General features: G+C 70.5%; 8 protein-coding genes. 7 read left to right on the top strand and 1 reads right to left on the bottom strand.

Features of this window, described 5'->3' with window-relative positions; genetic code table 11:
• The 5 genes from VBO01S_RS30545 to VBO01S_RS30525 form a co-directional block, all read left to right on the top strand.
• The coding region (locus tag VBO01S_RS30545) for a protein-tyrosine phosphatase family protein (protein ID WP_174543719.1) at positions 1–189 on the top strand (189 nt) is incomplete at its 5' end.
• Complete coding sequence (locus VBO01S_RS30540; protein WP_062482724.1) at positions 182–622, top strand: hypothetical protein; 441 nt, start codon at positions 182–184, stop codon at positions 620–622. The genes VBO01S_RS30545 and VBO01S_RS30540, both read left to right, overlap by 8 nt.
• 71 nt (positions 623–693) lie before the next feature.
• A complete protein-coding gene (locus VBO01S_RS30535; RefSeq protein ID WP_062482726.1) occupies positions 694–1,359 on the top strand; it encodes a lysophospholipid acyltransferase family protein in 666 nt (221 codons plus the stop codon).
• A gap of 5 nt (positions 1,360–1,364) precedes the next feature.
• The gene (locus VBO01S_RS30530; protein WP_174543720.1) at positions 1,365–2,312 is read left to right on the top strand and encodes a phosphatidate cytidylyltransferase; all 948 of its coding nucleotides are present in this window, start codon (positions 1,365–1,367) and stop codon (positions 2,310–2,312) included.
• The gene (locus VBO01S_RS30525) at positions 2,309–2,923 is read left to right on the top strand and encodes a YdeI/OmpD-associated family protein (protein ID WP_062482720.1); all 615 of its coding nucleotides are present in this window, start codon (positions 2,309–2,311) and stop codon (positions 2,921–2,923) included. The genes VBO01S_RS30530 and VBO01S_RS30525 overlap by 4 nt, the downstream gene beginning before the upstream one ends.
• Positions 2,924–2,948: 25 nt before the next feature.
• Here the strand turns inward: VBO01S_RS30525 and VBO01S_RS30520 are convergent, their stop codons facing one another.
• Positions 2,949–3,572 (bottom strand): Crp/Fnr family transcriptional regulator, encoded by a 624-nt coding sequence (locus tag VBO01S_RS30520; protein WP_223301435.1) that lies wholly within the window; start codon positions 3,570–3,572, stop codon positions 2,949–2,951.
• Between the two features lie 272 nt (positions 3,573–3,844).
• Here VBO01S_RS30520 and VBO01S_RS30515 point away from each other — a divergent pair, with 272 nt between their 5' ends.
• Both VBO01S_RS30515 and VBO01S_RS30510 read left to right on the top strand, forming a co-directional pair.
• Positions 3,845–4,906 carry a porin gene (locus VBO01S_RS30515; protein WP_062482716.1) on the top strand — a complete coding sequence of 354 codons (1,062 nt, stop codon included), beginning with the start codon at positions 3,845–3,847 and terminating at the stop codon, positions 4,904–4,906.
• A 21-nt stretch (positions 4,907–4,927) separates the two neighbouring features.
• Positions 4,928–5,919: CoA-binding protein (locus tag VBO01S_RS30510; RefSeq protein WP_174543718.1), on the top strand; the 992-nt coding region annotated here is incomplete at its 3' end.

The raw sequence follows: 5,919 nt of genomic DNA, 5'->3' as shown, positions 1-5,919 counted from the left end.
TCCACGGTCTGGGTCTGCTGCGCGCTGGGCTTCTCGCGCAGCGCCGCCGCCGTGATCGCCTGGCTGGGCCGCGACCACGGCCTGGCACAGGCCGAAGACGCCGTGCGCCGCGCCCGCCCGCAGATCGTGCTGCACGCCGCCTGGCGTACCGCACTCGAACCCCTTGGAACACCTTCGCGCCATGACTGACAACGAACGCGCCACCTGCACCACCCTGGCCGGCCTGCTGCGCGCGGCGGCCATGCTCGCCCTCTGGGGCTTCGCGCTCACCTGCATCGCCGCCCTGGTGCTGGCGCTCACGCTGCGCGGGCTCTCGAACACCGCCATCCTAGCTTTTGCCGCGGTGATGGTGCTGGGCGTGCTCGAACGCTACTTCGCCTTCCGGCTGCGGCTGGACCAGGCGCTGTTCGAAGGCTTGGCCAACGGCCAGATCGCCTCGCTGGGCGCGATGGACAACGCCCTGTCCGTGCTCGGGCTGCGCGACCCGCCGCCGCAGCCCAACGCCCGCGCGCTCGCCGACCGCGTGCAGGGAACCCGCCAACTGATGCAGCGCCACGCCATCGTGATCGCCTGCCAGAACGCGCTCTTCCTACTCGCCCTCATGACACAGGAACTCGCTTGAACAACGACAACGGCAACAACAAGAACGACAGCAGCAGCAGCGACGGCAACGACAGCGCCCGCCCCGGCGCCATCGTGCGCCGCGGGCTCGCGGTGGTGGCGGGCCAGCTCATCATCGGCGCGGCCGGCCTCTTGACCGGCGTGCGCGCCATCTGGTCGGGCACCACGCCCAAGGCCGAGCAGACGCTGTACTTCGCCAACCACACCAGCCACGGCGACTTCGTGCTGCTGTGGGCCACGCTGCCCTCCGACCTGCGCGCGCTCACGCGGCCCGTGGCCGGCCAGGACTACTGGGAGGCCTCGAAGCTGCGCAACTTCATCGGCAAGGACGTGTTCAACGCGCTCATGATCCGCCGCGACGGCTCGGGCCAGGGCGGCAACCCGGTCGACCAGATGAAGGAAGCGCTGGAAGGCGGCGACTCGCTCATCATGTTCCCCGAGGGCACGCGCAACACGGGCGACGACATCCTGCTGCCGCTGAAAAGCGGCCTCTTCCACCTGGCGCGCGCCTGCCCCACCGTGCGGCTGGTGCCGGTGTGGATCGAGAACCTCAAGCGCGTGCTGCCCAAGGGCACGCTGGTGCCGATCCCGCTGGCCTGCACGGTGCGCTTCGGCGCGCCGATCCAGCTCGAGGAAGGCGAAGACAAGGTCGCCTTCCTCGCCCGCGCACGCACGGCCATGCTCGACCTGCGCCCCGAGTACGACCGCATCGAACCCAACGGAGGGACCGCCTCGTGATCGAAATGTCCCCCTTCGCCTGGACCACCTTCAAGCTCTTCGGCGGCGTCTTCGGCGTGCTCGTGCTGGCCTCTTCGATCGGTGCGCTGCTCAAGTGGCGCGTGGCGCACGGCCAGCCGCACTCGGTGATCGACAACCTCAACTCGCGCGTCAATGCGTGGTGGGTGATGGTGGCGGTGATCGGCCTGGCCTTCGCCTTCGGCAAGGGCGGCGTGATCGTGCTGTTCTACCTGATCTCGTTCTATGCGCTGCGCGAGTTCATCAGCCTGGCCTACACGCGGCGCGGCGACCACGGCGCGATCGCGCTGGCCTTCTTCGTGGCGCTGCCGGGCCAGTACTTCCTGATCTGGATCGACTGGTACGGGCTGTACTCGATCTACATCCCGGTCTACGCCTTCCTGCTGCTGCCGATTCTGGCGGCCGTGGGCGGCGACACGCAGCGCTTCCTGGAGCGCACCTCGAAGATCCAGTGGGGCCTGATGGTGTGCGTGTTCTGCATCAGCCACGTGCCGGCGCTGCTCACGCTGCAGATCCCGGGCTTCGAGGGCCGCAACCTGCTGCTGATCGCCTTCCTGGTCATCGTGGTGCAGGGCAGCGACGTGCTGCAGTACGTGTGGGGCAAGCTCTTCGGCAAACGCAAGGTCGCGCCCGAACTCTCGCCCTCCAAGACCTGGGAAGGCCTGATCGGCGGCGTGGCCAGCGCCACCGCGATGGGCGCGGCGCTGTACTGGGCCACGCCCTTCAACCCGTGGCAGGCGGCGCTCATGGCCTTCATGATCTGCCTCCTGGGCTTCTTCGGCGGGCTGGTGATGTCGGCCATCAAGCGCGACCGCGGCGTGAAGGACTGGGGCTCCATGATCGAAGGCCACGGCGGCATGCTCGACCGGCTCGACTCGGTGATCTTCGCGGCGCCGATCTACTTCCACGCGCTGCGCTACTGGTGGGTGCCATGAGCCCGGCGGCGAAGAAGACCGCGGTCAAGACCGACCGCATCGTCGACGACACGCCGCTCGAATGCGCCGACGCCGCCGCACTGCTGCGTTGGTACAAGAAACACCATGCGAGCCACGCCGGCGTCTGGCTGCGCATCGCGAAGAAGGCCAGCGGCATCGCCTCCGTCGACCACCCCGAGGCGTTGGAGATCGCGCTGTGCTTCGGCTGGATCGACGGCCAGCGCAAGAGCCAGGACGCGCAGTTCTTCCTGCAGCGCTTCACGCCGCGCACCGCGCGCAGCATCTGGTCGAAGATCAACCGCGACAAGGCATTGAAGCTCATCGACGAGGGCCGCATGCAGCCCGGCGGCCTGGCCGAGGTGGAGCGTGCCCGCGCCGACGGCCGCTGGGAGGCGGCCTACGACGCCCCGAGCGTGGCCACCGTGCCGCCCGACCTGCAGGCCGCGCTCGACGCCAACCGCAAGGCCAAGGCCTTCTTCGCCACGCTCGATGCGCGCAACCGCTTCGCCGTGCTGTTCCGCACCCAGGGTGCGAAGAAGCCCGAGACGCGCGCCCGGCGCATCGCGCAGTTCGTCGAGATGCTGGCCAAGGGCGAGAAGATCCACCCCTGAGCCCGCGCGCTGCGGTGCGCGCCGCTCACTGCGGCCCGGTGCCGGTCGCGATGACCGCGAGCTGGTCGGGGTCCACGATGCGGATGCGCTTGTAGCTCATGTCGATCACGCCTTCCGCGACCAGCCGCCCCAGCTCCTTGTTGATGGTCTGGCGCGACAGCCCCAGCATCGCCGCGAGGTCGTTCTGCGACAGCCGCACCGGCAGGCTCGCGGCGGCCTCCACCTGCATGCCGTAGAAGTGGATCACGCTCATCAGCGTGGCGGCCACGCGCCCGCGCACCGAGTTCAGCATCTGGTTCTGCAGCAGCACCACGCTCAGCCGCTGGCGCTTCAGGCCCAGCCGGGCCACGCCGCGCCACAGCGCGGGCTCGGCGTCGAGCACCGCGATCACGGCGTCGCTGGGCAGGTGGACGATCACCGAGTCTTCGTGCGCGTGGTAGTCGTAGGGCAGCGGCACGTCCTCGAGCAGGCGCACCAGCGGCGCCACCTGGCCGGGGCCGAGCAGCGCGTTGACGTACTTGCGCCCCTGCGGGCTCATGCTGCTGATCTCCAGGCAGCCTGACACCACCGCCAGCAGTTCGCGCTTGTGGCGGTCGCGCGCCAGCACCTGCGTGCGGCGGCGGTAGCGCACCAGCCGCGCCGACTTCATGAGCTCGGCGCGGCGCGCGTCGGGCCATTGGGAAAACAGCTCGTTCCAGCGCAGCGCGCGGTCGAGCAGCTCGGCGCTGTCTTCGGCGTCGGGAGGGGTGGTTGCAGGTGGTCGGGTCAGCGGGTTCTCCCTGCCCTGGTGTTCACGAATCTGTCAAAGCGTTGACAGATTCGGGGGCCCTTCATTTCTATCGTAAGCCCCGGACATCGACAAGCACACAGGCGGCACCGCCCTGCCCCCGCAGGCGACCGGCCACACCGGAGACAACCCAAATGAAGAAGACAGCCACCGCGGCCCTCGCGCTCGCGGCCTGCGCCCTTGCGTCCGCGCAAAGCACCGTGACCGTCTACGGCACGCTCGACCTGTACGTGGCGCACGCCAGGTCGGGCCCCGCCTCCTCCACGCGGCTGGAGGACGGCGGCCAGACCGCCTCGCGCATCGGCTTTCGCGGCACCGAGGACCTGGGCGGCGGCCTGGGCGCGCACTTCACGCTGGAGAGCGGCTTTGCGCCCGACACCGGCAACGGCACGCTGCCGGGCCCCGCGATGTCGTTCAGCCGGCAGTCCTTCGTCGGCTTCTCGGCGCCGTGGGGGCAGATCGACGCGGGTCGCATGTACACGCCGATGTTCTACGCGCTGTTCAAGGCCGACCCCTACGGCCTGAACTCGGTGTTCTCGCCCATCAACCTGGTGGCGGCCACCGACGCGCAACCCGGCCTCACGCCCTTCGCGGCCCGCGCCAGCAACATGGTGCGCTACCGCACGCCGGCCAGCATGGAGTTCTTTGCCGACCTCGCCTACGCGCCCGGCGAATCGAGCGCGCCGAGCCACCAGAGCGGCAACGTCTACGGCGGCAACATCGGCTGGGCGCGCAAGCCCTACTACATCGCCTACGCCTTCCAGCGCGCGCGCTCGGGCTCGGCGGCGGCGCCCGTGGCCTCGCCCGCCACCACGACCTACCAGGCGCTGACCGGCTCCTACGAGCTGCCCTCCATCGGCCTGCAGCTGTACGCCAGCTACGTGCGCAACGCCTCGAGCCTGCCCGGCGTGCCGACCGCGAAGCTCGTGAACCTGGGCGCCACCTACAACGTGACGCCGGCCTCGAACCTGATCTTCGGCGCCACGCAGCGCAAGGTGGCCGAGAGCGAACGCTCGCAGCTGGCGTGGACGCTGGGCTACGACTACTACCTGAGCAAGCGCACCGTGGTCTACGCGCGCTGGCTGCGCCTGCTGAACCGGCACGGCGCCTCGGCCTCGCTCGCGACCATCGCCGTCACGCCGAACAGCGGCAACGACGTGCGCGTGCTCGCCACCGGCATCCGCCACAACTTCTGACTTCCGACCCCCGACATGCCCATGGACTTCTTCTCTTCGCAAGCCGAATCCCTCTCGGCGCTGTTCGCGCCGCGTGCCATCGCGGTGGTCGGCGCCTCGTCCAACGCGCAGAAGATCGGCGGCATTCCCGTCGACTACCAGCGCCGCTTCGGCTTCGAGGGCGCGCTGTACCCGGTCAACCCGAACGCCGACCGCATCCAGGACCTGCCGGCCTACCCCAGCCTGCGCGCCATCGGCCAGCCGGTGGACCTGGCCATCCTCGCGGTGCCGTCGGCGCTGGTCGACGGCGCGCTCGACGACGCCATCGCGGCGGGCGTGAAGGGCGTGGTGCTGTTCTCCTCGGGCTTTGCCGAAGTGGGCGCCGAGGGCGCGGCGGCGCAGGCGCGGCTGGGCGACAAGGCGCGTGCCGCGGGCGTGCGGCTGGTCGGCCCCAACTGCCTGGGCTTCATGAACATCGCGCGCCACGTGTACGCCACCTTCTCGCCGGCGCCCGGCGTGGGCCGCGTGATGCCGGGGCGCATCGGGCTGGTGAGCCAGTCGGGCGCGTTCGGCGCCTATGCCTACGCGATGGCGCGGGCGCGCGGCGTCGGCCTGTCGCTGTGGGCCACCACCGGCAACGAGGCCGACGTGCAGGTCGCCGACTGCCTGGCCTGGCTCGCGCAGGACCCCGACACCGACGTGATCATGGCCTACATGGAAGGCTGCCGCGACGGCCCCCGCCTGCGCGCCGCGCTGGCCCTGGCACAGGCCAACGGCAAGCCGGTGGTGATGGTCAAGGTCGGGCGCACCGCGCTGGGCGCCGAGGCCGCGGCCTCGCACACCGCCGCGCTGGCGGGCGACGACGCGGTGTACGACGCCGTGTTCCGCCAGTACGGCGTGCTGCGCGCGCGCAACCTCACGGAGTTCTTCGACCTGGCCCACAGCGCGGCCGTGGCGGGCCGCCCGCGCGACCGCTCGATCGGCCTGTTCACGCTCTCGGGCGGCGTCGGCGCGCTGATGGCCGACGAGGCCTC

The organism is Variovorax boronicumulans NBRC 103145 (genome assembly GCF_001591345.1).
Lineage (GTDB): Bacteria > Pseudomonadota > Gammaproteobacteria > Burkholderiales > Burkholderiaceae_C > Variovorax > Variovorax boronicumulans.
This window is presented reverse-complemented; position numbering and strand designations above follow the sequence as displayed.